The organism is Burkholderia sp. Ax-1720 (assembly GCF_011753035.1).
GTDB classification, from domain to species: domain Bacteria; phylum Pseudomonadota; class Gammaproteobacteria; order Burkholderiales; family Burkholderiaceae; genus Burkholderia; species Burkholderia gladioli.
Genome location: NZ_VWWK01000132.1, coordinates 1 through 21,242, shown reverse-complemented (window position 1 = coordinate 21,242; position 21,242 = coordinate 1). Strand labels below are relative to the sequence as shown.

Below are 21,242 nucleotides of genomic sequence, written 5' to 3'. Positions count from 1 at the left end.
GGCGGCGGCGCGAGCGCTGGCCGTCACGCGCGGGGCATGGCCCGGCGTCGGCAGCGGCTTGCGCTTCGGGTGGGTGCCGCGTGCGGCGCGCTTGCGATGCAGCCGCTCGTGCTGCGCGGCCACGGTTGGCTTGGGCGTGACGCGGCGGCGCGGCTTCTTGCGGATCGTCGTGTGCGGACGCGGCTTGTGCGCCTTGGCGCGTTTGGCATGCGGTGCCGGCTTGACGTGTCGCTTGTTCGGCTTGGCGATGCAGCGGCGGGCATGGGCGCCGTGGGCTGTCGTCGCGCAGGCGCGAGTGCCGGGCGCGGCCGATGCGGCCTTGGGCAGCAGCGACGCGGCGAACGTCATCAGGAGCAGGACGAGCAGGCGTCGCAGGGCGGGGAGACTAGGGGCAAGACGGAAGATAGGCTGGCGAATCATGCGGAATACGGCGGTTGGGCGGGCGCGGACCGGGCTGGCCGCGTCGCGCGTATGACCGGCGCCGCGCGCGAAGATTCACACGCGATTCCTGCGCGGGGCAGGATCGCGGCGCTCAATCCCAGAAACTGCGAATCGTCACCGCGACGATCACGGGCACCGAGAACACCAGCGGGATCGCGAAATAGGGCGCTTCGCGATCGACGATGTAGCTGTGGATTACCCAGCCCGCGCCGATCAGGAAGGTCGTCACGCCGGCGACGATGGCGATCAGGTTCTGTGTCCGGGTGGACGGGCGGCGTTTGGGTTTGTCGGATTCGGTGGGCATCGTCGGCGACGGCGGGAACGAAGGCGGCTGGCGCATCCAGGCGCGGCGGCCGGTCGCGCGACGCGCGACTCGACCATCATCGAACAAAGCGAGGCATCGCGCAAGGCGCGAGCCCCGCGCGGCGCGGGCTCAGGCGGCCGGATCGGCCTCGCCCGCCTCGACGCCGGCCGCGCCTTCGAGCAGGCGGCGCGTCGAGCGATACGACTGCAGCATCTGCTCCGGCCAGGGCGATTGCAGCATCACGGCCTCGTGGTTCTCGAAGGCCGAGGAGATCATCTGCGCCAGTTGCGGCGAGCGCAGGTGGCGCAGCAGCACCGTCAGCGCGATCGCGGTGGCCTGGCCGGCGCCGGCGGTCTGCAGTTCGGCGGCGGTCAGCGCGGCGATTTGTTCGTTGACGTTCATATGGGACTCCATCCAGTGCGGTGTGACAGGGGCCGCGACGGGCGCGGCAAAGGCGGGATTTTCGCACGAGCGCGAGGCAGGGGCGGGATGTGGCTGGCGGCGAGGCCCGGGTGGGTGCGATTTCTGGCTTATGCACAGGTGTTGCCTGCCGTGCTGCTGTGCATAAGTGGGCGGCGCGCAGGGACCAGAGCCGGTTTCGTAAATTCATCGCCGGCTTCGCCAAGCCGGTGGCGGCCGGCGGCGATTCGGGTGTAATGCGATGGCTCATCTTCGACACAGGCCGCCATCATGGTGAGGACTTCCAGCAACATCACGCCGGTCGCGCCGGCCGAGGTTTCGCGCAACGACAGCCATCAGCCGTCCAGCCCCAACCGGCAGGACCCCGGCGGTGCGGTGCGCCGGATCTCCACGGCGCACTTCGCCGGCATTCCGAACAGCTTCTCGACACTGCGCCAGCAAGGAGGCGCGCGGCCGCGCAATCGCGCTGGCTTGCCAGGGGGCGATGCCGCCGCACATGCGTCGGCCGGGCAGGACCCGCGCATCGCGCATTTTTTCGCGCAAGCCGCGCCGCCCTTGCCGATGCCGAACGACGTGGCGATGCAGCAGGACGTGCTGTCCACGCTCGGCCCGCTCAGCGATTCCGAGTCGATCGCGGTGCTGCATGCGCTTCAGCAGCATTCGGGGCTGCCGGAAGGCACGCATCCGGCGGTCGTGCAGGTGCATGCGGAAATGATGAAGAAGATGACCCAGGAAATGCATCGGATCGTCGACGAGATGGTGAAGAATCTCGAGAAGGCGAAGGAGAAGGATATCGATGCGGAGTAGCGGGCTGAGTGTCGGGGCATTGGCCGCGTAATGCGGCTTTCCGCGGCGGGTATGCATATCGGCGCCTCGATTCGAGGCGTTTTTTCATGGGCGCCGATGTTGGTTAGGTCGCCCCTCGGTTCGCATCCTGGACTGAGTGGGCAAGCTCGTCGGCGGCCGGCTCATCTCGTGGTTCGCTTGGCGCAGGCAGGCCAGGGGCGGCGTCATCCTCAATCGAGCCGGCAGGTTCGGCCACATCCGCGGGCGCGTACTCCTTGCGTTCGTGCAAGCTGAATTCAGCCACGTAGATGCCGAGCGTGCGCGTGTCAGGGTTGTCTTCGCTCACGTCGCAGGGTCGCAGTGCGCCTCGCACTTCGATGGCTATCAGGAGCAAGCGGCGCCGGGCGGCATCCGCGTCGAGATCGACGGTCCATTCCAGGGCGCCATCCTGCCTGGCGACGGTTCGGCATTCGTGGCCGTTGACCTTGATCGTGACCTGCGGTGCCTGGGCCGAGGGCGAGGTAAAAACGTGTCCGCGCAGGGTGAGGACAAAACCTTCATCGGGCATGGCGGGCGCCGGGCAATCCAGCGGGACCAGCAGCCAGGCGCGCGGCTCGGCCGTCCACGCACCCCATGATTCGGGCCAATGCCAGCCGTGCGTGAAGAACGTGCTGGCCGCCGTGGGCGTGCCGGAGGCGAGGTTCAGCGATTGCTCCGGGGCCAGTGCCGGGAATTCGGGCAGGCCGCCCGCGGTCGGATCCAGCCCCCAGCGGTAGGCGAAGATCTGGGTGAGCGTGTCCTCGGCGAACATCGGGGGCGGCGCGGCGGACAGGCGCGAACCAACTTGGCTTCGCGCGGCCGAGAACGCTTCCAGCGCGCGGGCGCTGGCCACCTCGAGCCGGACCGGAATCCAGGGCGAGCAATCGGGCGGCAGCAGGCTGACGGTGTTGCGGTCGTCGACGAGCAGTTGTCGGACGTCGCTGCAGCCCAGATAGGGCGCTTCCTTGAGTACGCCGGACGATATCGCGCCGACGAAGGCCAGGTTGTCGGCGCAGAGCAGGCTGTAGGTGTTGTGCTTGATCAGTAGCGCGTTGGGGATGCTGTCGAGCAGGAGGTCGAATTGCCGTGTATCGGCCTCGGCAGGATGAGGGCGGATGGCGAGTAGATCGACCTCTGCGGCCCACTGCCGGATCGGCTCGATGAAATCGGCCGGCTGGGCCAGGCGGCCGCCGCCGACCAGGGCCAGGTCGACGCTGGTTTGCCCGACGAACAGGCCCACGCTCAGGTCGGCACTCACGATGGACGAATGTCCGCGCCGAGCGAAGTGGCCGCGCAAGCCGGCCGCGGTGGACCAGAACATCTCCTCGTCGATGCGCAGGTGCTCGAGTTCTTCCCGGATGCCGGGGTCGTTGGTGCGTACGGCCAGATGCAGGTTGCGCGTGAAGCGGATCGAGTCGATTTCCACGTCGACGAAGGCCGCGCCCTGGCTGTCCACGTATTGCATGATGGCGGGTGTGAGCCCCCAGCCGATCACCAGGCTGGCGGGCGTGAGGGCCAGCATGGCCAGGTGCTCGACGGCCGGTTGCAGGTTGGCGGTGCAGGTTGCGGCCCAGCCATCGCGATTTGCCGGCAGGGCCAGGCTTTCCATGATGTTGGGCACGCAGATGCTGCCGCGCTGCGACTGTGCGCTGAGTTCGCGCACGCGCCAGCCCAGCCTCGATGCGCCCGTGCCGAAGAAGGCGCGCAGGAATTTGCGGTTCTCCGGCGAGGGAGGCAAACCGTTTTCGGCTACCCGGAAAAAATCGTCGATGAAGACCAGTTCCTCGATGGGTGGCCGTTGCTTCCGTGACTGCATGGTTCCTATGGTTCTTCTTGAGGGTTGCTGATCGCGAGAGTTCGATTTTCCGTGCCAGGAAGGGGCTTGCCAATCGGGACGGGCGAGCATGGACAGGGGCGCGGGTGAGGGCATCGACGCGTCGCTGCCCATTTCTGGATATCGGCGCGCGAGAGCGGGGCTGTAGAGGGGGAGGGAAACTATTGAGCAATTCGACGTGTGATCAGGGCGACGTGGGAAGAAGCGGCTCAGATTGTCGCGGATTCGATTTCTGCCGTGTTTCATTCGCCGCGTCGCATTGCGTCGGCAAGTATGGTTAGGGGCAGTAGTCGTCTTTTAGATCTGCGATAGCGCTTCGAGAACAGCCCCAGGAAGGACGAAGCGATTTCTGTCCTTGGGGGGGGGGCGAAGTCGTGTTGTCGCTTGGAATTCCAGCGACCATTTGTTGATGAACGTGACGGCATCGAGGCCAGTCAGGCCGAGGTCTTGCTCGGGATGTGAGTGAAGGGGAGGGACAGCTCGCCGCCGAAGAGTGAGCGCTCAAGTGCCTTGGAGTGAGCGCCTGCAGGCGCGCCCACATGTCGTCTGCCATGGCGTCGAGTACCTGGATTCCAAGCCTGGCGAAACGGTAGGCGCTACTGCAGGACTGAAATATCTGGTTTGATCGGATGATTCCGGACGTGTATTGCCGTGGATAGGCTCGACCATACATGCACATCTTCGCCGCATTTGAGCATCCGCCCAGGCGTGCTAGCTTCCTGATCACAGGGCTATGCAATCTGCTGTGCCCGACATCCCGAAAGGAACCTCATCATGAAGCTATAGCTTCGCGCCTATACGCGCCCGTCCGAGAGAAATTCGAATGAGATATCAGCCGCGCAGCAGCAAGACGCTACGTTTACTCAAAGACTCCCTTCCCTATATCCGCACGTCTGGTTGTGAACCTCGATCAGGTTCCCGAGTTGGTCCACTGGGTCTAAAGGCTAATCGAACTGAGTCGCGACTAGGTAGCGTGATTCAGCATCGCCTCGTGCTCAGCTATCTATACCTCCTGGCCATAACGAATCAAGCTCTGCGCCGCTTGTGCAACCTCGTTCCTAGGGGGCTGGTATGAGCGAGCAAACTGACCTGGTCACTCGCGCCGCCGACGAGTTGGATGCTGGCATTCGCGCTTTTCGCCACGTCGGCGCTATCTTCGACGCGATCCGCCGTTGTGCAAGTTCAGGTGCCGCTAACCAAAGCGAGCTGATGTATTTATGCGAAGCTGGTCATGAAATAGCGGCACAACACAGTAAGCGATCAATTGAGGCATCCTGGGCACTGCGTCATGAGGAGCAACCTCGTTTTGAACGTGCAGCGCCTGTCGAGCGAGTCGATTTATCGACGGTGGCTACGTAGTGGGAAGGGGGCTGCTTTTTATGGACGCCGTGTTTGGGATGCCTAGGCTATTTCCATTTTTCTGATGGGGCACGTAAGCGCGCATCCCATGTCGCGTAGACGGAACGTCACCTATCTACAGCCGTGACGGAATCTCGATATCATTCCACTACAGGAATCGGACTCACATTCCGGAGAGTCCGCGAACCGCCGAAGCTATGGCTGCCGCCTCGGCGAGAACCCGCCAAGGGTTCACCTAGCGAGCTAATGACACTATGAACAAATCGCAAGATATCGAAATCGCGGACTCTGGGCCTTCATCAGGTGCGATTAAGCTCGCAATCGCAACCTTCATTGGGCTGTGGCTTCCATGGATCGGCTTTGCATACTGGTACGTCGAGGTCGGCGGATTTCATAGCGGAATCTTCGCAGCAGGCATGATGAGCTTCCTTGTATTTACCGCTGCTACTTGGGTCGTGACACCCTTATTTACATTGATTTATGTTGTTTATGCGAAGCGTTCAGAGCTTCGCAAAACATACGACCAAGTAATGTTCGCCATTGAATGTTTGATACTTCTGGGAATGTGGGCGGCCATGATAGCTCCATTCGCCGACCGGTAGATCGGAGCATACGCGGCCGTGGCTAATGCGACGATTGGAGAAGCCCACCTCCTTCGCTGCGGGACGGGAACCCGTTTCGTGTCCTTCTTCTCCTCGCCCGGATCGATGCCGCCGCGATCTGCTCGCGGGCCTCGTCGCGCTTCTTCCATGCCGTCGCGAGCGTGACCACCGGATAGACGCCGAAGGCGAATGTCGTTTGTTTTCCCAGGAAGCGATAGGACAGCCGCCAATACTTGCCGCCGTTTGGTTGGACGAGCAAGAGCATCCCGCCGCCGTCCGTCAACTTGTGCGGGATGGCGCCGGCCTTCGCGTTCCGCACCCGCATGTCAATGAGAGGCATTGTTGGTATCTGAGGTGTTGGTATTTGCTGATACCAACAAAAATACCAACAGATTCTCCGGCGTCACCGAGCAAAGTTTTGTGACGTTGGGAGCGAGATGCCCGCCTGACAGGGCTGAGCGGGAGTTTTTTAGTGAAACTTGGGGATGTTTGGAGGCAGGGCTGGTCCCCCCGACAGGAATCGAACCTGTATCTAGCGCTTAGGAGGCGCTTGTTCTATCCATTGAACTACGGGGAGCGGATAGTTTGGAACGGAGATTGGCGCGGCCTTGCATATCCAGCGCTCCATCCCGTCCCGTCAACCTGTCGGCGGAAGCCCACCGGCAGGGGCTCAAGAGTATAGCAAAGATGCCCCGAACAAAAGGGGCCACGGGGAATTGAACACAGGAAATCGAAGGCAACGAGGCCGATGAGCGCGTGCGCGACGGATGCGCGGAGCGCAGCGCCGAAAAAACTGCCCTACCCGAATCGACATTGGCCAAGCCGCCGCGCCTCCACCAAGCAAGCCGGCAATCCCATCACTTGGCCCCGAACCATCCCCCATGTGCCAGCCGCACGGCCGGAGCCTCGCAGAAGCGGTAGCTCAACCACGACAGCGCCAAGGCGGGCACCACCGCCGCGAGCATATACACCGCAAGAGGCGCCCCGGTCAGTTCATAACGCTGACAAGCCCAGAACATCAGATAAAGCGGAATGCCATGCAGCAGATAAATCGAATAACTGATTTCACCGATTCGCGAGAGGAAGCGCGCACGCAGCTTCAACACCGTCGCAAGAACGTTGAATAACGCGATTCCTACCGCATAACCGAGCGAAGCCGAAAAATGGACGGGATCCTGATGGCGCCAGTTGATCGCGGCCATCAACAAGGCGAGCACGACGATCATCGCAGTCAACACCACAACTGCAGCGCGATACGAGCCTTGCCATGTCTTCCCGGCCACGCGAATCGACAGCATTTCGTGCGGAGCGTCGTATGCCTGCCTGAAGCACGCTCCCCAGAACATGATCGCGAGGTGGAACAGCATGCCCTTGTATTGACCGAGTGCATTCGCCGGAATCACATGCAGCGCATTCGTGACGACGAACAGCAACGCAAGCCCGATGCAAACAGCACACAGCACACGCATCTGTTGCAGCACGCCGCACCAGAACAATACAAGACACAGCCCATAAAAATACAACTCCGTCTCGAGCGTCCAGTAGTGGCCCATGACCAGCTCGAAGCCGAACGCGCTTGGAATCATCGAGGCGTTGGCGACCAGGCCGGCCGCGCTCATGTGCTTGTCGAACAGTACCCAGTACACCAGGTAGCCGAGCGGCAGCGACAGCCAGAATGCCGGATAGAGCCTCAGGAAGCGGCGGACCAGGAAACGGCGGGTGCCGATACGGGCTGTGCCGTGCAGGCTGGTTGGGATCAACATCCCGCTGATGCAGAAGAACAGCACCACGCCGACCCGTCCGAAATCCACTGAATGGGCAAGCCGGTCGAGAACCTGTTGCGAGCCCGCTATCTGGGCGAACAACTCGGCGTAGTGCGTCCAGATGACGAGTAGCACCGCGATGGCCCGCATCGCGTCGATGTGGGCCAATCGGTGAGAGCGCGGAGTAGTCTGCATTGCGAGTAGCGCACGACAAGCGGTGATGCTCGCCAGCAGTGCTCGGAGCGTTGGCCTGGTTTTATAAATGAGCGCGGAGTCTAACATGGCGCGACAGGACGTCGGGCCGGTCGAGCGCCAATGCCCGATGATGAGCCGCCTCAATCGAATCTATCCAGGCAGTGAAGATTGCCCGGATGGAAATAGATGAATCCGAGTTTGATTTCAAGCCACACGAAACTTTCTTAAATCCATCCCGGATATCGCTGCCAGCCCCCGACTTCAAAATCAAATGCCCGCGATAAGCGAGCATTTGGGGCAGTGCCATGAATTCACCACGGCAAGGGGCGAGAATCGACCCTCAAAACTCCACCACCACGAAATCATCCTTGCCCACATCGCACAGCGGGCAGCGCCAATCCGCCGGAATATCCGCGAACCGCGTCCCTGCCGGCAGCCCTTCATCGGGCAGGCCTTCTTCCTCGTTGTAGGTCCAGCCGCAGATAAGGCAGACCCAGCTCTTGAATTCGACGACTTCGCTCATGGTGTTCATTCTGAAATGGGATGACAGGCATTCGGACCGGCACCGCATTCTCACGCTCGCGCGCGCATGCGCCCCGTGTGCGCCCCGACAAACCGCGCAATATACCCGAAACACCCGGCCGTTCCGCGAAAGCGGCACCTTGGCTCAGCCACGAGGTTTTCACGAGCCGGGGTGTATGCTTGGTCGCGCTTCACCCACAACATCGAACAGGAGAGAAGCATGAACACGAGCAAGCGATGGATGGCCGGCATGCTTTGCGCCAGCGCGTTCGCGGCGGTGGCGCTGGCGGGCACGGCGCGGGCGGAGGAACCGCACGTCTATTTCGTCGCGCCGGCCGAAGGCGCGACGGTCTCGAACCCGGTCCACGTCAAGATGGGCGTGGAAGGCATGCAGCTGCGCCCGGCCGGCGACATGACGCCCAACACCGGCCATCATCACCTGGAGATCGACGGCGGCCCGATCCCGAAGGGCGAGGTGATCCCGGCCAGCGAGCATTCGCTGCATTTCGGCAAGGCCCAGACGGAAACCGATATCCAGCTGCCGCCCGGCAAGCACACGCTGACGCTGCAGTTCGGCGACGGCATGCACCGTTCCTATGGCCCCGCCATGAGCCAGACGATCATCGTCAACGTGGATCACTGAGGCACCTCATCAATACCGGCGCAGGCGCGATCCCGCTCCTGCGCCGGCCAGCCGCCGGCAAGCCTCGGCCGAGCGCACGGCATCCCGCGAAACGCGCGCTCGCCACCCCCGGCCATCCGGCCGAAGCGGCGCTGCCCGCGATGCCCGTTACAATGGGCGTTTCCGAATCCCTTTCTTCGCCGCTTCCCCCATGTCGCTCTATTCCATTACCGGCGCGCAGCTTGCGTTCGGTCACGTCGCGTTGCTCGATCACGCGGATTTCTCGCTCGAAGCCGGCGAGCGCGTCGGTCTCATCGGCCGCAACGGGGCGGGCAAGTCCTCGCTGCTGAAGATCGTCGCCGAACTGGCCCGCCCCGACGACGGCCTGGTCACGCGCCAGCAGGACCTGGTGACGGTCTACGTGGAGCAGGAGCCCGAGTTCGGCCCGGGGCAGACGGTGTTCGAGGCGGTCGCCTCGGGCCTCACGCACACGCAGGCGCTGCTCGACGAATTCGACGTGATCGCGCACCGCCTGGCCGACACGCCCGAAGGCGCGGAACACGACGCGCTGATGGCGCGCATGAACACGCTGCAATCCTCGCTGGACCTGCACGATGCCTGGAACTGGCGCACCCGCGTGGCCACCACGCTGGCGCAGATCGGCCTGGACGGCGCGCAACTGGTGGAAGCGCTGTCGGGCGGCATGAAGAAGCGCGTCGCGCTGGCCCGCGCGCTGGTGCTGCAGCCCGACGTGCTGCTGCTCGACGAACCGACCAACCACCTCGACTTCGAAGGCATCCGCTGGCTCGAGGAACTGCTGGTCTCGCAGCGCTCGAGCGTGCTGTTCATCACCCACGATCGCGCCTTCCTCGACCGCGTCGCCACGCGCATCGTCGAACTCGACCGCGGCCGCCTGCTGTCCTATCCCGGCAACTTCTCGCAGTACCAGGTCCGCAAGGAACAGCAGCTCGAGGTCGAGCGCGTCGAGAACGACAAGTTCGACAAGCTGCTCGCCCAGGAGGAAGTCTGGATCCGCAAGGGCGTCGAGGCGCGCCGCACGCGCAGCGTGGGCCGCATCGCGCGGCTGGTCGAGATGCGCAAGGAGCGCACCGAGCGCCGCAACGCGCAGGGCAATGTCCGGCTCGACGTGGCGCAGGGCGAGAAGTCCGGCAAGATCGTCGCCGAGTTGACCGACGTGACGATCCGCTACGACGGCCGCGCCTACATCGACGGCTTCACCGGCACCGTGATGCGCGGCGACAAGATCGGCCTGATCGGCCCGAACGGCGTGGGCAAGACCACCATGCTCAAGCTGATCCTCGGCGAGCTGACGCCCGACGAGGGCAAGGTGCGCACCGGCACCAACCTGCAGGTGGCCTACTTCGACCAGATGCGTGCCCAGCTCGACCTCGACAAGAGCCTGGCCGACACCATCAGCCCCGGCAGCGAATGGGTCGAGATCGGCGGCACTCGCAAGCACGTGATGAGCTACCTGGGCGACTTCCTGTTCGCGCCCGAGCGGGCCCGCTCGCCGGTGCGCTCGCTGTCGGGCGGCGAACGCAACCGCCTGCTGCTGGCGCGCCTGTTCGCGCGCCCGGCCAACGTGCTGGTGCTCGACGAGCCGACCAACGATCTCGACATCCCCACGCTCGAACTGCTGGAAGAACTGCTGACCGACTACGATGGCACCGTGCTGCTGGTCAGCCACGATCGCGCCTTCCTCGACAACGTGGTCACCTCGGTGATCGCGGCCGAGGGCAAGGGCCTCTGGCGCGAGTACGTGGGCGGCTTCACCGACTGGCAGACCCAGCACGCGCGCTCGGAAGAACTGGCGAAGGACGCCGCCAGGCGCGGCGGCGAAGCCGCGCGCGAGGCCGCCCCGGCGCCCAGGGACGACGCCAGCAAGAACGCCGCGGCCGGCCGCAACACGCAGCGCAGCGTCAAGCTCTCGTTCAAGGAGCAGCGCGAGCTCGATGCGCTGCCCGAGCAGATCGCCGCGCTGGAGGCGGAGCAGAAGGCGATCAACGCGCAGCTCGAGGACGGCAGCATCTTCGCGCGCGACGCCAAGGAAGGCACGCGGCTGACCGAGCGCTACGCGGCGCTCGACGACGAACTGCTCGTGGCGCTGGAGCGCTGGGAGGAGCTCGAGGCCAAGCGCAAGCCGTCATGAGCGCGCGCGCAAGGAACCAGTAAAATACGCCGCGTTCCGGCCCTGGTGCCGTTCGCGGCGCCGGTGCGCCGCCCGCTTTCGGAGCAGTCGCGTAATCGCATTGTTTCGATTGGCTTTTTTATCGAATTCAACGTTTTGTCCACGATGTTGTCCACATCAACTGGGGATAACAGCGGCGGACGATTGACGAACTAGCGCCTATGTCCACGAAAAAGCCCGCAGCGGCCTACAGCGAAGCATCGATCAAGGTGCTGAAGGGCCTCGAGCCCGTCAAGCAGCGGCCCGGTATGTACACGCGTACCGAGAACCCGCTGCACATCATCCAGGAAGTGATCGACAACGCCTCCGACGAGGCGCTCGGCGGTTACGGCAAGCAGATCATCGTCACCCTGCACGCGGACCAGTCGGTCTCGGTCGAGGACGACGGCCGCGGCATCCCGTTCGGCATGCATCCCGACGAGGGCGTGCCGGTGGTCGAGATCGTTTTCACGCGCCTGCACGCGGGCGGCAAGTTCGACAAGGCCGCCGGCGGCGCCTACACCTTCTCGGGCGGCCTGCACGGCGTGGGCGTCTCGGTCACCAATGCGCTGGCCACGCGCCTGGACGTCACGGTCTGGCGCGAGGGCAAGTTCGCCGAGCTCGGCTTCGCGCACGGCGACGTGGTCAAGCCGCTGGTCACGCAAAGCGCGGGCCGCGGCGAGAAGAAGTCCGGCACGCGCGTGCGCGTCTGGCCGGACGGCAAGTATTTCGATTCGCCGAACCTGCCGCTGGGCGAGCTGCAGCGCCTGCTGCGCTCGAAGGCGGTGCTGCTGCCGGGCGTGGAGGTGGTGCTGGTTACCGAGAAGACCGGCGAGCGCCAGAGCTGGAAATACGAAGACGGCCTGCGCGGCTACCTGCTCGACGAGATGAACGGCAGCGAGCTGCTGATCCCGCTGTTCGAGGGCGAGCGCTTCGCCGACGCGAAAACCTCGGGCGACGACAGCTTCGCCGACGGCGAGGGCGCCTCCTGGGTGGTGGCCTGGAGCGAGGAAGGCTCGCTCACGCGCGAATCCTACGTGAACCTGATCCCCACGCCGGCCGGCGGCACCCACGAATCCGGCCTGCGCGACGGCCTGTTCCAGGCGGTCAAGAGCTTCGTCGAGCTGCACAACCTCCAGCCCAAGGGCGTCAAGCTGCTGGCCGAGGACGTGTTCGCGCGGGTGTCCTTCGTGCTGTCGGCCAAGGTGCTGGACCCGCAGTTCCAGGGGCAGATCAAGGAGCGCCTGAACAGCCGCGACGCGGTCAAGCTGGTCTCCTCGTTCACGCGCCCGGCGCTGGAGCTGTGGCTGAACCAGCACGTCGAGCACGGCAAGAAGCTGGCCGACCTGGTGATCAAGCAGGCCCAGGCGCGCACACGCGCCGGCCAGAAGGTCGAGAAGCGCAAGAGCTCGGGCGTGGCGGTGCTGCCCGGCAAGCTGACCGATTGCGAGACGCAGGACATCGCGCGCAACGAGCTGTTCCTGGTCGAGGGCGATTCCGCCGGCGGCTCGGCCAAGATGGGCCGCGACAAGGAATACCAGGCGATCCTGCCGCTGCGCGGCAAGGTGCTCAACACCTGGGAAACCGAGCGCGACCGCCTGTTCGCCAACAACGAGGTGCACGACATCTCGGTGGCGATCGGCGTCGATCCGCATGCGCCGGACGATCACGTCGACCTGTCGAACCTGCGCTACGGCAAGATCTGCATCCTGTCGGACGCGGACGTCGACGGCGCGCACATCCAGGTGCTGCTGCTGACGCTGTTCTTCAAGCACTTCCCGCAGCTGATCGAGCGCGGCCACGTGTTCGTGGCGCGTCCGCCGCTGTTCCGCGTCGACGCGCCCGCGCGCGGCAAGAAGCCGGCGCAGAAGCTCTACGCGCTCGACGACGGCGAACTCGAGGCGATCCTCGACAAGCTGCGCAAGGACGGCGTGCGCGACACGCAATGGTCGATCAGCCGCTTCAAGGGCCTCGGCGAGATGAGCGCCGAGCAGCTGTGGGACACCACCATGAACCCGGACACGCGGCGCCTCGCGCCGATCGCGCTGGGCGGCCTCGACTACGACGCGACGGTCTCGCGCATGACGATGCTGATGGGCAAGGGCGAGGCCTCCGCGCGGCGCAGCTGGCTCGAGGAAAAGGGCAACGATGTCGAGGCGGATATCTGAGCGGCGTGATGCGCGCCGCCCACCGCCCCTGAACGGATACGGAAGCTACAGCAGATGGATGACAAGACCCCCGACTTTTTCGATGAGCCGCCGAGCCCGCCGGACGACGGCAACGTACTGACGCTCGGCGACTACGCCGAGCGCGCCTATCTCGACTACGCGGTGAGCGTGGTCAAGGGCCGCGCGCTGCCCGACGTCTGCGACGGCCAGAAGCCGGTGCAGCGCCGGATCCTCTACGCGATGAACGAGATGGGGCTGGGCAACAATGCCAAGCCCGTGAAATCGGCGCGCGTGGTGGGCGACGTGCTCGGCAAGTACCACCCGCACGGCGACCAGTCCGCCTATGACGCGCTGGTGCGCCTCGCGCAGGACTTTTCGATGCGCTACCCGCTGATCGACGGCCAGGGCAACTTCGGCTCGCGCGACGGCGACGGCGCGGCCGCGATGCGATACACGGAAGCACGGCTCACGCCGATCGCGCAGCTGCTGCTCGACGAGATCGACCAGGGCACGGTCGACTTCATGCCGAACTACGACGGTTCCTTCGAGGAGCCGAAGCTGCTGCCGGCGCGCCTGCCCTTCGCGCTGCTCAACGGCGCCTCGGGCATCGCGGTGGGCCTGGCCACCGAGATCCCCTCGCACAACCTGCGCGAGGTGGCGGCCGCCGCGGTGGCGCTGATCCGCAACCCGAAGCTCAACCATGCCGAGCTGATGCAACTGGTGCCGGGCCCGGACTTCCCCGGCGGCGGCCAGATCATCTCCAGCGACGCGGAAATCTCCGCCGCCTACGAAGTCGGCCGCGGCAGCCTGAAGGTGCGCGCGCGCTGGAAGATCGAGGAGCTCGCGCGCGGCCAGTGGCAACTGGTGGTCAACGAGCTGCCGCCGAACACCTCCTGCCAGAAGGTGCTCGAGGAGATCGAGGAGCTTACCAATCCGAAGATCAAGGCCGGCAAGAAGACCCTCACGCAGGAACAGGCCAACACCAAGAAGACCCTGCTCGACCTGCTCGACGCGGTGCGCGACGAATCGGGCAAGGATGCGCCGGTGCGCCTGGTGTTCGAGCCGAAGTCGCGTGCCCTCGACCAGAACGAGTTCGTGCAGTCGCTGCTCGCGCACACCAGCCTGGAATCGAACGCGCCGCTCAACCTGGTGATGATCGGCAACGACGGCCGGCCTGCGCAGAAGGGGCTCGGCGCGATCCTCGGCGAGTGGGTCGGGTTCCGCCAGTTGACCGTGACGCGGCGCTGCCGCCATCGCCTGGGCAAGGTCGACGACCGGATCCACATCCTCGAAGGTCGGATGATCGTGTTCCTGAACATCGACGAGGTGATCCGGATCATCCGCGAGTCGGACGAGCCGAAGGCCGCGCTGATGTCGGCGTTCGGGCTGAGCGAGCGCCAGGCCGAGGACATCCTCGAAATCCGCCTGCGCCAGCTCGCGCGGCTCGAGAAGATCAAGATCGAGAAGGAGCTGGAGGAGCTGCGCGCCGAGAAGGCCAAGCTGGAGGACCTGCTGGCCAACGAGAGCGCGATGAAGCGGCTGTTGATCAAGGAGATCGAGGGCGACGCCAGGCAGTTCGGCGACGACCGCCGCACCCTGATCCAGCAGGAGAAGCGCGCCACCTTCGAGGCCCGCGTGATCGACGAGCCGGTGACGGTGGTGGTGTCGCAGAAGGGCTGGGTGCGCGCGCTCAAGGGCCACGGGCTCGACCCGGCCAGCTTCAGCTTCAAGGCCGGCGACGGCCTCTACGCGGCCTTCCAGTGCCGCACGCCGGACACGCTGATCGCCTGGGGCAGCAAGGGCCGCGTGCACTCGGTGCCGGTGCAGGTGCTGCCGGGCGGGCGTGGCGACGGCGTGCCGGTCACCTCGCTGATCGAGCTCGAATCGGGTACCCACCTGATGCACTATTTCGCGGCCGGCGCCGAGCAGCCGCTGCTGCTGGCCTCGAGCAACGGCTTCGGCTTCATCGCCAAGGTCGGCGACATGATCAGCCGCCAGAAGACCGGCAAGGCCTTCATGACGATCGACGAGGGCGCGGTGCCGCTCGCGCCGATGCCGGTGATGCCGCTGGCCACCCAGGTGGCCTGCCTGTCGGTCCAGGGGCGCCTGCTGGTGTTCGGCCTCGACGAGATGAAGACGCTGTCGGCCGGCGGCCGCGGCGTGATCCTGATGGCGCTGGAGGACAAGGAAGCGCTGGTCCAGGCGCTGGCCATCGACGGGCGCGGCGTGGTGCTGCAAGGCACGGGCCGTGGCGGCAAGGCACAGGAGGTCGTGCTGGCCGGTGCCGCGCTCGCGCCGCTGGTCGGCAAGCGGGCTCGCAAGGGCCGCGCGCCCGATCTCAAGCTCAAGCTCGCGGGCCTGCGCCCGATCCTCGACTGAGCCCGGCGGGGCGCGCCAAGGCGCCCCGGCCAGGCTGCCGGCCCCGGCTGCGCTCATCGCGCGCCGGGGCTTTTTCATGGCGTCGCGGCGCGCGGCTGGAGCGCGGCCTCGACGCGGCCCGGCGACAGCCGGCGCGATTTCGTGTCAAATGTCGCCCGCGCACCGAACCGACGGGCCGCGTGTCGGTCGAACCGGGTCATGCCGGCGCCCGCCGCGCGCTCGAGCCTGCCTCGATCCCGGCCCGGCGGCGCGTTTCGTCCGATAACAACACCCAGGATCGCTCATGTCCCACGCCATCGCCGTCGCGCTGTTCCTCCATCTCCTCGCCATCGCGGTCTGGGTGGGCGGGATGGTGTTCGCGCATTTCTGCCTGCGCCCCGCGCTGTCCGATCTCTCGCCGCAGCTGCGGCTGCCGCTGATCGAGGCGGTGTTCGGCCGCTTCTTCAACTGGGTGGCGGGCGCGGTGATCGTCACCCTGTTGTCGGGCGGTTTCCTGCTGACCGCCTTCGGCGGCGGCCACGCGAGCTGGCCGCTGCACGCGATGGCCGGCATCGGCGTGCTGATGATGCTGATCTTCGGCCATATCCGCTTCGCGATCTTCCCGCGCATCCGCCGTGCCGTGCAGGCTCAGAACTGGCCCGACGGCGCGCGCGCGGTCGGCGCGATGCGCCTGCTGGTGCTGATCAACCTGGTGCTCGGCGTGGTGACGATCGGCACGGCGGTGCTGTCGCGCGGTTTCTGAGCCAGCCATGAGCGGCGCCGTGACAGCGGCGCCGTCGTGATATCGGCGGGGGAGGGCGAGGCGGGACCAGACGCCCGGAGCGTCTCGCTCAATGCCCCGCGAACAGCAGCCACCACCCGCCGCAGGCGAGCGCCACCATCCCATACACCGCATACACCGGCACCCGGCTGCGCAGGAAGGCTGCGCAGGCCAGCACGCCGATCAGCCAGTAGCCGGGCGCGGCCGGCATGCCCATCAGGATGCGCAGCACGGCGATCGCCAGGAAGGCGGTGGTGGCCGCGCGCAGCATGCGCATGCCGTGCTCGAAGCGCGGGTTGCGGCGCAGCCGGTGCACATGCCGCTGCGCGAACACCACCAGGCAGGCCGAAGGGATGAACAGCGCGGCGGTGCCCAGCAGCGCGCCGCGCCAGCCGTCGCTCAGGTAGCCGAGGAAGGGCACCACGTTCAGGAGCGGCCCGGGCGAGACCGGCGAGAGCGCGAAGGCCAGCGTGAAATCGTGTTCGCTGATGCCCACCGCCGGCGTGACGAACAGCGCCTTGAGCACCGGCAGGGCCGAGAAGCCGCCGCCGAACAGGGTCATGCCGGCACCGGCCAGCCGCGCCCACAGCAGCCTAGCCTCGTAGGCGGGCGGCATCGGCAGGGCGAACAGGAGCACCAGCAGGGCCAGCACCACCAGCATCGCGCGCTCGGTCGGCAGCAGCACGAAACGCGGCGCGCTGCCTCGCTCGCGGCTGCCGAACCAGCCGGCGGCGAAGGCGGCGAGCAGGATCGCGACGAAGGCGGCGGGGCTGTGCGCCAGTGTCAGCAACACGGTCGAGACCGCCGCCACCACCCGTTCGGCCCGCCCCCTGGCGAGCGTGCGCACCTGGCGGAACCAGGTCACGCCGATCAGCGCCGCCAGCACCATGCCGAACGCGTGCAGCAGCATCGGCGAGGCCAGCGAGCGCACCGCCGGCGTGCGATAGAAGATCGCGAAACCGGTCATCAGCACGAAGAAGGGCAGCACGCTGGCCAGCCCCGCGATCCACGCGCCGGCGCGGCCGCGCAGCACCTGGCCGACCTGGATCGCGACATTGCAGCCGACCGGGCCGGGCACCATCCAGGCCAGCGCGATCAGGTCGGCATAGGTGGTCGAGTCGATGCGCCTGACGCGCTCGACATAATGGCGCTCGAGCTGCGCCATCATCGCCAGGCCGCCCCAGGACACCGCGGACACGCCCGCGACGATCCGGAACAGCGACCATAAGGATTCCTGCTCGCCGCGCAGGGCGGCGCTATCGGTGCTTGTGTTCATCGTTATCTTGGTCTCTCAGCGACGGGCGTTGGCCAACGCGTCGTCGATTTCGCCTGGTTTTGTTGCTGCCCGAATCGGGTCGGGCGCGGCGTCGCTCGGTGGCGACGTCTCGATTGCGCTGCCGTGCGAGGCGCAGTCCGCACGGCGCGCCGGCTCGTGATCAGTCGCCCCCGGGGTTGCCCGGTGCGTTCTCGAAGTTGGCGATCGCGCGCGGTGCCGTCTCGCGCGTGCCGCACACGCCGAAGCGCGCCAGCAGGGCCGGGATCCCGTCGACCGGCACCGGCCGCGAGAACAGGAAACCCTGCGCCTGGATCTGCCCGAGCGCCGACAGCCAGGCCACCTGCTCCTCGGTCTCGGTGCCCTCGACCACCACCGTCAGGCCCAGCGCGCGCGCCAGGTGGACGATCGAGGAGACCATCACGCAGACGCTGCGGTCGGCCGGGATCGCCTGCACGAAGGAGCGGTCGACCTTCAGCGTGTCGACCGCGAAGCGGTGCAGGTAGGACAGCGAGGAATAGCCGGTGCCGAAATCGTCGAGCGCGATGCGGATGCCGAGCTTCTTGAGCGCCATGATCTTGTCCGAGACCAGCTCCGGATATTCCATCATCGCGGTTTCGGTGATCTCGATCTCCAGGCGGTTGGCCTGGATGCCGCTCTCGTCGATCGCCTGCGAGATGGTCTCGATCAGGTCGCCGCGCCAGAACTGCACCGGCGAGATGTTGACGGCCAGCGTCAGCGTGTCGTGGCCTTCCTCGCGCCAGCGCGCGAGCTGGCGGCAGGCGGTGCGGATCACGTAGTCGCCGATCGGCACGATCAGGCCGGTCGATTCGGCGATGGTGATGAATTCGTTGGCGGCGATCAGGCCGTGCTCGGGATGCTCCCAGCGCACCAGCGCCTCGAAGCCGGTGATGCAGCGCTGCGCCAGGTCGATCTTGGGCTGGAAGGCGAGGAACAGCTGCCCTTCCGAGAGCGCGATGCGCAACTGCTGTTCCCAGCGCATCAGGTGGTCGGCGCGATGCGAGAGATGCGGCGCGTAGAACTGGTAGCAGTTCTTGCCGGCGTCCTTGGCGCTGTACATCGCCAGGTCGGCCTTCTTGAGCAGGTCGATCTCGCTTTCGTTGGCCACCGAGTGCAGGGCGATGCCGATGCTCGCATGCAGCACGAAGGTGCTGCCGCGCACGTCGAAGGGCTTGCCGAACATGCGTATCACCGATTCAGCCAGGCGCACCGCGCGGCGCTCGGCATCGTCGCCCTTGACCACCACCACGAACTCGTCGCCGCCGATGCGCGCCAGCGTGCCCTCGGCCTCGACCGCGTCGGACAGGCGCGCGGCCGTCATCTGCAGCACGATGTCGCCGGCATTGTGGCCGAGCGTATCGTTGACGGTCTTGAAATTGTCGAGGTCGATGAACAGGATCGCGAGACGCTTCAGGCTGGACGGCTGGGCCACGTCGTTGCGCAGCCCGCGCAGCGTGGTGTAGCGGTTCGCCAGCCCGGTCAGCAGGTCGTATTCGGCGAGCTGGGTCATCTCGCGCTCGCGGCCCAGCAGCTTGCCGATCAGCCCGGTGGCCACGCCGAAGAAGGCCAGCATGGCGAGCGTGATGAAGCTTGTCATCAGCAGGTAGACGTTGCGCGTGTGGTTGTAGTCGGCCAACTCCTCGGCCTGCGACAGCCCCACCAGCACGCCCAGCGGATAACCGTCGAGATGCCGGTACGAGACGATCCGCAGGGTGCCGTCGATCGGGTCCGCGTAGGTGCCCGAGACGCGCTCGGCGATCGGGTACACGCCGGTGGCCGAGAAGGTGCCGGCCGCGTTGCCGGCCGAGCCGGTGCGCCGCGCCAGCACCGCGCCGGTGTCGGACACCACCGCGATCACGCCTTCCTTGCCGATCGCGGCGTTGTTGTAGAAGTCGCTGGTGAAGTAGCTCGGGTCTTCCGAGACCACCACCACGCCGGCGAACCTGCCGTCCGGGCCGTTCAGGCGCCGCGTCATCTGCAGGGTCCACTGGCCCGAGACGCGGCCGAGCACCGGGCGGCTGATGTAGAGCTCGTCGTCGTTGTGGCTGGCGTGGACCTGGAAGTGCTCGCGGTCGGACAGGTCGAGCGGCTTGGGATGGGTTTCGGCGGTATTGGCGAGCAACTGCCCCTGCGCGTTGACCAGCGAGACCTGGATCAGAGTGTCGCTCGGCACCACGCCCTTCTCGACGGTGCTGGCGAGATTGAAGTTGCCGGGCGACTTCTCGAACTCGAACTTGACGAAGCGGGTGATCTGGTCGACCTGGTGGATCGCCTTGATGGTGTGCTGCTCGAGCGCGGTGGAGAGGATCGCGGCGGAGGCCGCGGCTTCGCGGTAGGCGCTTTCCTTCTCGACCGACAGCCGCATCACGATCACCGCCCACAGCAGCGCCAGCGCCAGCACGCCGAGCAGCGGGATCGCGAACAGCGCGCGACGGCGCGTCTTGCGCGCATGAGGCAGGCGCGCTTGCGCGGCGAGGTTGCGAAGCGAATTCATCGGAGGGCAGGGGGGATGATCGACATGGATGCGTGTTCGGATCACGAGGGCAACGAGGGCGACGACGGCCCGCGGCGCGATGGCCCGGGCTCCGGCAGCGGCGCGCCGCGGACAGCGCGCCTGCCGGCGACGGGAGCGTGCGGCCCTGGCCGCTTGCGCCGTGGCGCGGGACATGCCCGGGCCATGCGTGGTGGTGTCGCTCCCGCCCTTCGCGGCTTGTGTTTGGTATCCGACTCCTTCGACGGCTCGCCGCCGCCACGCAGGCGTGACGGACGGCCGATCTCCCGGTTGAACCCGCGGCCGGCCCCGGCGCGGGCAGTATCGATGACCGTGGTCTGGCGCCGCGGCCGGCGCCCAACCGCTAGGACCACGAATCACTCGGCATGCAGCAAAAACGGCCGATAGGTCCCGATATTACTGGTTGGAAAAGGAATTAGATAGCGAGGGCAAAAACCGAGACGCGGCGTGCAACGCTCGACGGCGGCCTGACGGCGGCTCGAACGCCGAAAACGCGGCGAAAACGCCCGGAAAGCCGATGGAAAGCCGGGGCGGGCGGCGCGGGAAGGCCGCCCGGCGTGGTTCACGGCAGCAGGAAGCTGCCGTCGATCACAGTGATGGCGTCGCCGCCAATCCAGATTTTCCCGGTGGCGTCGTATTCGACCGACACCCGGCCGTCGCGGCCCAGCGCGGTGCCCTGGCGAGCCGTGTAGGTAGGGCCGGAATGCAGGCCCTGGTGCGCGAGCAGCCCGGCGATCGCGGCATTGGCGCTGCCGGTGACGGGATCCTCGACGATACCCGAGGCTTCGGCGGTGATCAGGCAGCGCACCTCGAAGTCGGCCGGGCCGCCCGCCGGATGCGGCGCATAGGCCGCCACGCCGAGCGCGCCGACCGCATCGGCGAGTGTGCGCAGCGCGTCCGGATCCGGCGCCAGCGCCAGGCAGTCGGCCGCGGTGGCCAGGCGCACCACCAGCCAGGGCGTGCCGTTGTCGGTGGCGCAGGGCGTGGCCTCGAACACGATCGCCTCGGAGCGCAGCGCGGCGGCCAGCGCCGCGTGCGAGGCGGCGCCTAGCGG

At 66.3% G+C, this 21,242-nt stretch carries 17 protein-coding genes, 1 tRNA gene and 2 pseudogenes; 8 read left to right on the top strand and 12 right to left on the bottom strand.

The window, feature by feature from the left end:
* The 3 genes and pseudogenes from F3J18_RS27110 to F3J18_RS27100 form a co-directional block, all read right to left on the bottom strand.
* Positions 1 to 420 (bottom strand): annotated as a pseudogene (locus tag F3J18_RS27110) (D-alanyl-D-alanine carboxypeptidase); the annotation flags it as partial.
* A 112-nt stretch (positions 421 to 532) separates the two neighbouring features.
* The gene (locus F3J18_RS27105; protein ID WP_025096578.1) at positions 533 to 745 is read right to left on the bottom strand and encodes a hypothetical protein; all 213 of its coding nucleotides are present in this window, start codon (positions 743 to 745) and stop codon (positions 533 to 535) included.
* Positions 746 to 874: 129 nt separating this feature from the next.
* Positions 875 to 1,147, bottom strand: a complete 273-nt coding sequence (locus tag F3J18_RS27100) for a hypothetical protein (RefSeq protein WP_013699011.1) — start codon at positions 1,145 to 1,147, stop codon at positions 875 to 877.
* 288 nt (positions 1,148 to 1,435) lie between these two features.
* On the opposite strand from F3J18_RS27100, the gene F3J18_RS27095 reads away from it, so the two are divergent.
* The gene (locus F3J18_RS27095; RefSeq protein WP_166915214.1) at positions 1,436 to 1,972 is read left to right on the top strand and encodes a hypothetical protein; all 537 of its coding nucleotides are present in this window, start codon (positions 1,436 to 1,438) and stop codon (positions 1,970 to 1,972) included.
* Between the two features lie 103 nt (positions 1,973 to 2,075).
* On the opposite strand, the gene F3J18_RS27090 is transcribed toward F3J18_RS27095, so the two are convergent.
* Entirely contained in the window at positions 2,076 to 3,806 is a 1,731-nt protein-coding gene (locus F3J18_RS27090) for a hypothetical protein (protein WP_205195595.1), read from the bottom strand.
* A 1,089-nt stretch (positions 3,807 to 4,895) separates the two neighbouring features.
* On the opposite strand from F3J18_RS27090, the gene F3J18_RS27085 reads away from it, so the two are divergent.
* Both F3J18_RS27085 and F3J18_RS27080 read left to right on the top strand, forming a co-directional pair.
* Positions 4,896 to 5,183, top strand: coding sequence for a hypothetical protein (locus F3J18_RS27085; RefSeq protein WP_152554258.1), 288 nt, complete (start codon positions 4,896 to 4,898; stop codon positions 5,181 to 5,183).
* A gap of 254 nt (positions 5,184 to 5,437) precedes the next feature.
* Positions 5,438 to 5,785 (top strand): hypothetical protein, encoded by a 348-nt coding sequence (locus F3J18_RS27080; protein ID WP_166915202.1) that lies wholly within the window; start codon positions 5,438 to 5,440, stop codon positions 5,783 to 5,785.
* Between the two features lie 80 nt (positions 5,786 to 5,865).
* Here the strand turns inward: F3J18_RS27080 and F3J18_RS27075 are convergent.
* The 5 genes and pseudogenes from F3J18_RS27075 to F3J18_RS27060 all read right to left on the bottom strand — a co-directional run.
* Positions 5,866 to 6,125 (bottom strand): annotated as a pseudogene (locus F3J18_RS27075) (Arm DNA-binding domain-containing protein); the annotation flags it as partial.
* 162 nt (positions 6,126 to 6,287) lie between these two features.
* A tRNA-Arg gene (locus F3J18_RS27070) sits at positions 6,288 to 6,362 on the bottom strand.
* Positions 6,363 to 6,642: 280 nt separating this feature from the next.
* Positions 6,643 to 7,743, bottom strand: coding sequence for an acyltransferase (locus tag F3J18_RS27065; protein ID WP_166915212.1), 1,101 nt, complete (start codon positions 7,741 to 7,743; stop codon positions 6,643 to 6,645).
* Between the two features lie 61 nt (positions 7,744 to 7,804).
* Complete coding sequence (locus tag F3J18_RS37895; RefSeq protein ID WP_167219503.1) at positions 7,805 to 8,050, bottom strand: hypothetical protein; 246 nt, start codon at positions 8,048 to 8,050, stop codon at positions 7,805 to 7,807.
* Positions 8,051 to 8,083: 33 nt separating this feature from the next.
* Entirely contained in the window at positions 8,084 to 8,266 is a 183-nt protein-coding gene (locus F3J18_RS27060) for a rubredoxin (protein WP_013698980.1), read from the bottom strand.
* 219 nt (positions 8,267 to 8,485) lie between these two features.
* Between F3J18_RS27060 and F3J18_RS27055 the strand changes: the two genes are divergently transcribed.
* The 5 genes from F3J18_RS27055 (at position 8,486) to F3J18_RS27035 (ending at position 16,364) form a co-directional block, all read left to right on the top strand.
* Entirely contained in the window at positions 8,486 to 8,908 is a 423-nt protein-coding gene (locus tag F3J18_RS27055; RefSeq protein WP_029949151.1) for a DUF4399 domain-containing protein, read from the top strand.
* Between the two features lie 190 nt (positions 8,909 to 9,098).
* A complete protein-coding gene (locus F3J18_RS27050) occupies positions 9,099 to 11,057 on the top strand; it encodes an ATP-binding cassette domain-containing protein (protein WP_025096556.1) in 1,959 nt (652 codons plus the stop codon).
* 200 nt (positions 11,058 to 11,257) lie between these two features.
* Complete coding sequence (locus F3J18_RS27045) at positions 11,258 to 13,243, top strand: DNA topoisomerase IV subunit B (RefSeq protein ID WP_025096555.1); 1,986 nt, start codon at positions 11,258 to 11,260, stop codon at positions 13,241 to 13,243.
* Positions 13,244 to 13,297: 54 nt separating this feature from the next.
* Positions 13,298 to 15,622, top strand: coding sequence for a DNA topoisomerase IV subunit A (gene parC / locus F3J18_RS27040; RefSeq protein WP_166915210.1), 2,325 nt, complete (start codon positions 13,298 to 13,300; stop codon positions 15,620 to 15,622).
* A gap of 283 nt (positions 15,623 to 15,905) precedes the next feature.
* Positions 15,906 to 16,364, top strand: a complete 459-nt coding sequence (locus tag F3J18_RS27035; RefSeq protein WP_013698975.1) for a CopD family protein — start codon at positions 15,906 to 15,908, stop codon at positions 16,362 to 16,364.
* An 88-nt stretch (positions 16,365 to 16,452) separates the two neighbouring features.
* On the opposite strand, the gene F3J18_RS27030 is transcribed toward F3J18_RS27035, so the two are convergent.
* From F3J18_RS27030 to F3J18_RS27020, 3 genes are all read right to left on the bottom strand, one after another.
* Entirely contained in the window at positions 16,453 to 17,658 is a 1,206-nt protein-coding gene (locus tag F3J18_RS27030; RefSeq protein WP_166915208.1) for a chromate transporter, read from the bottom strand.
* A gap of 160 nt (positions 17,659 to 17,818) precedes the next feature.
* The gene (locus F3J18_RS27025; protein ID WP_166915206.1) at positions 17,819 to 20,170 is read right to left on the bottom strand and encodes an EAL domain-containing protein; all 2,352 of its coding nucleotides are present in this window, start codon (positions 20,168 to 20,170) and stop codon (positions 17,819 to 17,821) included.
* 580 nt (positions 20,171 to 20,750) lie between these two features.
* The coding region (locus tag F3J18_RS27020) for a PhzF family phenazine biosynthesis protein (RefSeq protein WP_166915204.1) at positions 20,751 to 21,242 on the bottom strand (492 nt) is incomplete at its 5' end.

Excerpts from the sequence above, each read along its gene's own strand:
- F3J18_RS27080 (WP_166915202.1), top strand. The coding sequence starts at position 5,438 with ATGAACAAATCGCAAGATATCGAAATCGCGGACTCTGGGCCTTCATCA.
- F3J18_RS27085 (WP_152554258.1), top strand. The coding sequence starts at position 4,896 with ATGAGCGAGCAAACTGACCTGGTCACTCGCGCCGCCGACGAGTTGGAT.
- F3J18_RS27035 (WP_013698975.1), top strand. The coding sequence starts at position 15,906 with ATGTCCCACGCCATCGCCGTCGCGCTGTTCCTCCATCTCCTCGCCATC.
- F3J18_RS27100 (WP_013699011.1), bottom strand. The coding sequence starts at position 1,147 with ATGAACGTCAACGAACAAATCGCCGCGCTGACCGCCGCCGAACTGCAG.
- F3J18_RS27025 (WP_166915206.1), bottom strand. The coding sequence starts at position 20,170 with ATGAATTCGCTTCGCAACCTCGCCGCGCAAGCGCGCCTGCCTCATGCG.
- F3J18_RS27105 (WP_025096578.1), bottom strand. The coding sequence starts at position 745 with ATGCCCACCGAATCCGACAAACCCAAACGCCGCCCGTCCACCCGGACA.
- F3J18_RS27050 (WP_025096556.1), top strand. The coding sequence starts at position 9,099 with ATGTCGCTCTATTCCATTACCGGCGCGCAGCTTGCGTTCGGTCACGTC.
- F3J18_RS27055 (WP_029949151.1), top strand. The coding sequence starts at position 8,486 with ATGAACACGAGCAAGCGATGGATGGCCGGCATGCTTTGCGCCAGCGCG.
- F3J18_RS27065 (WP_166915212.1), bottom strand. The coding sequence starts at position 7,743 with ATGCAGACTACTCCGCGCTCTCACCGATTGGCCCACATCGACGCGATG.
- F3J18_RS27045 (WP_025096555.1), top strand. The coding sequence starts at position 11,258 with ATGTCCACGAAAAAGCCCGCAGCGGCCTACAGCGAAGCATCGATCAAG.
- F3J18_RS27095 (WP_166915214.1), top strand. The coding sequence starts at position 1,436 with ATGGTGAGGACTTCCAGCAACATCACGCCGGTCGCGCCGGCCGAGGTT.
- F3J18_RS27090 (WP_205195595.1), bottom strand. The coding sequence starts at position 3,806 with ATGCAGTCACGGAAGCAACGGCCACCCATCGAGGAACTGGTCTTCATC.
- F3J18_RS37895 (WP_167219503.1), bottom strand. The coding sequence starts at position 8,050 with ATGGCACTGCCCCAAATGCTCGCTTATCGCGGGCATTTGATTTTGAAG.
- F3J18_RS27030 (WP_166915208.1), bottom strand. The coding sequence starts at position 17,658 with ATGAACACAAGCACCGATAGCGCCGCCCTGCGCGGCGAGCAGGAATCC.
- F3J18_RS27060 (WP_013698980.1), bottom strand. The coding sequence starts at position 8,266 with ATGAGCGAAGTCGTCGAATTCAAGAGCTGGGTCTGCCTTATCTGCGGC.
- parC (WP_166915210.1), top strand. The coding sequence starts at position 13,298 with ATGGATGACAAGACCCCCGACTTTTTCGATGAGCCGCCGAGCCCGCCG.